Genomic DNA, 2,498 nt, shown 5'->3' on the forward strand with positions numbered 1-2,498 from the left:
TGTGTTTGATAGCCTCCGTATTGCGGGTTTGAGCGCGGTGGTTTTTCGGGAATGAGCGCGAAAAAGTTTCGGGTCTGAGCGCGGGCACGCCGACCATCCCGTTCGGCCTACCGTTGTCGTTGCTTCGGTTACGACGATTGGGGGCCAGAGAGGAAATGATCGGCGTGGACAAGATCGACGATATCAGAAGGCTGGGCAGGAACGGGGCGACTGTCGCCTCGATAGCCCGGGACACCGGGGTCTCCGAGCCCACGGTGAGGAAGTACCTGAGGGAGCCCGACCTCTCCGAGAGGCCGCCGGCGGTCGGCAGGGCGCCCGAGTCGCCGCTGCTCGAGCCCTTCGCGGGACTGATCGACTCGTGGCTGCTCGAGGACAGGCGCTGCTGGTTCAAGCAGCGCCACACCGCCAAGCGGGTCTACGACCGCCTCGTCGGGGAGAAGGGCTTCGGGGGCTCCTACACCACCGTCCAGAGGTACGTGAGGCGCAGGCGCGAGGAGCTCGCCGCGGAGCTCGACGCCCGCGAGGCGCAGGGGTTCCTCCTGCTCGACTGGCTCCCGGGCGAGTGCCAGGTCGACTTCGGGCAGGCCGACTTCCGCGTGCGCGGCGTCGTCACGCGGGGCCACTTCCTCGTGGTCACGTTCCCGCACTCCAACGTCGGGCTCGCGCAGGTCTTCTGGGGCGAGACCGCGGAGTGCGTCTGCCAGGGGCTCAGGGACGTCTTCGAGTTCCTCGGGGGCGTGCCGCTGCGCGCCGTCTTCGACAACGCCACCGAGGTCGGACGCAGGGTCGGCACCGAGATCAGGACCTCGGCGCTCTTCCGCCGGTTCGCCGCGCACTACGGGCTCGACTACAGCTTCACCAACCCCTACTCGGGAAACGAGAAGGGGTCCGTGGAGAACAAGGTCGGCGCGCTCAGGCGCAACCTGTTCGTCCCGGTCCCGCAGGTCTGGGACGTGAAGGCCTACAACGGACGGCTGCTCGGCGCGTGCCTGGGGCTCTCGGACGGCAAGCCTCACTACCGCAGGGGCATCCCCGAGTCGGAGCTCTTCGAGGCGGACCGCGCGGCGCTCTCGCCGCTGCCGGCGGCGCCGTTCGCGTGCGTGACGTGGATCACGCGGAAGTGCGACAAGCAGGGCTCCTTCAAGGCCGGCGGCGAGCACCGCTACTCGGCGGGCCCCGCCAACGCCTCCCGCGAGGTCGCCGTCGCGATGGGCGCCTTCGACGTCACGGTCGTCGGCGCCGGGGGCGAGGTCGTCGCCGAGTACCCGCGCGAGTGGGGCGACGCGCCGACGGACTCCGCCGACCCCACGCTGCAGCTGAGGCTGCTCTGCGTGCGCCCGGGCGGCTGGCGCGACAGCGTCGTGCGCGGGTCGCTGCCCGAGGAGCTCGTGTCGTTCCTCGACTCGGAGGCGCCCGCCGACCTCGGCGCGGACCTCAGGGCCCTGCGTGACGTGAGCGCCAGGCGGGGCTGGGCGGCGACCGTGGAGGGCGCGCTGCGCTCGCTGGGGGCCACCGGCGGCGTGGACGCGGCCACCCTGGAGCTCGCCGCCGCCAGGGCGGCCGCGGGCGACGCGTCCGTCGAGTACGACGAGCCGGTCGACCTCGCGGGGTACGACCGGGCCTTCGAGCTGCTGGAGGGGGGTGCCGCCAGTGCCTAGGCTGACCGACGAGGAGCGCGAGGAGTTCTCCTCGCGCGCCAGGTCGCTGTTCATATCGAAGGCGACGATAGCGTGGTTCCTCGAGGCCGCGACCCCGGGCCAGCTCGCCGCGTGCTCCGGGATGCTCGCGCGCGAGCTGGAGTCGCGCGAGCGGTCCAAGCGGGCGAGGCTGCTGCGCCAGGCGAGGTTCCCCGTGCCCAAGGCCGTGGAGGGGTTCGACTGGTCCAACGTGCGCTTCCCCGAGGGCTGGGGCCGCGACGAGATGCTCTCGCTCGACTTCGTCGGGCGCGCCGAGGACCTCGTGTTCCACGGCCCCACCGGCCGCGGCAAGACCCACGTGGCGACGGCCCTCGGCATCGAGGCGACCCGGCGCGGGATGCCGGTGCGGTTCTTCCAGGCGGCGACGCTCGTGCTGCAGCTCGGCAAGGCCAAGCGCGAGGGGACGCTCGACAGGCTGCTGGCGGACGTCGGCAGGGCCGACCTGCTCGTTCTGGACGAGTTCGGCTACGTCCCCTTCGACGTCGACGGCGCGCGGCTGCTCTACCAGGTCATATCCGACTCCTACGAGAGGAGGAGCATAGTGTTCACCACGAACGTGGAGTTCAGCCGGTGGGGCACGGTCTTCGCCGACGACAAGCTCGCCGCCGCGATCGTGGACCGCGTCGTCCACCACGGCAGGCTCGTCGAGTTCGGAGGACCCAGCCACCGGCTCGAGGAGTCGCTCATGCTCGGCAAGTCAGGAAGCTAGGGGCGTGCCGGCGCCGGAAACCGAAAAACTTGCGTGCTGAAACCCGAAAGAAGGGCGCGCTCTTTTCCGCAAGTGAGACTTGACTAAACACA

The 2,498-nt window shown here is 70.5% G+C and carries 2 protein-coding genes; both read left to right on the forward strand.

Annotated elements, in window-relative coordinates; genetic code table 11:
• Nucleotides 1-164: 164 nt before the first annotated feature.
• A complete protein-coding gene (gene istA / locus B5F84_RS09360) occupies nucleotides 165-1,658 on the forward strand; it encodes an IS21 family transposase (RefSeq protein WP_204205557.1) in 1,494 nt (497 codons plus the stop codon).
• On the forward strand, nucleotides 1,651-2,406 hold the full coding sequence (gene istB / locus B5F84_RS09365; RefSeq protein ID WP_087323315.1) for an IS21-like element helper ATPase IstB: 756 nt from the start codon (nucleotides 1,651-1,653) through the stop codon (nucleotides 2,404-2,406). Before istA ends, istB begins: the two co-directional genes overlap by 8 nt.
• The last annotated feature ends 92 nt before the right edge of the window (nucleotides 2,407-2,498 follow it).

Origin of the sequence: Olsenella sp. An290, assembly GCF_002159535.1 — a bacterium.
Lineage (GTDB): Bacteria > Actinomycetota > Coriobacteriia > Coriobacteriales > Atopobiaceae > Thermophilibacter.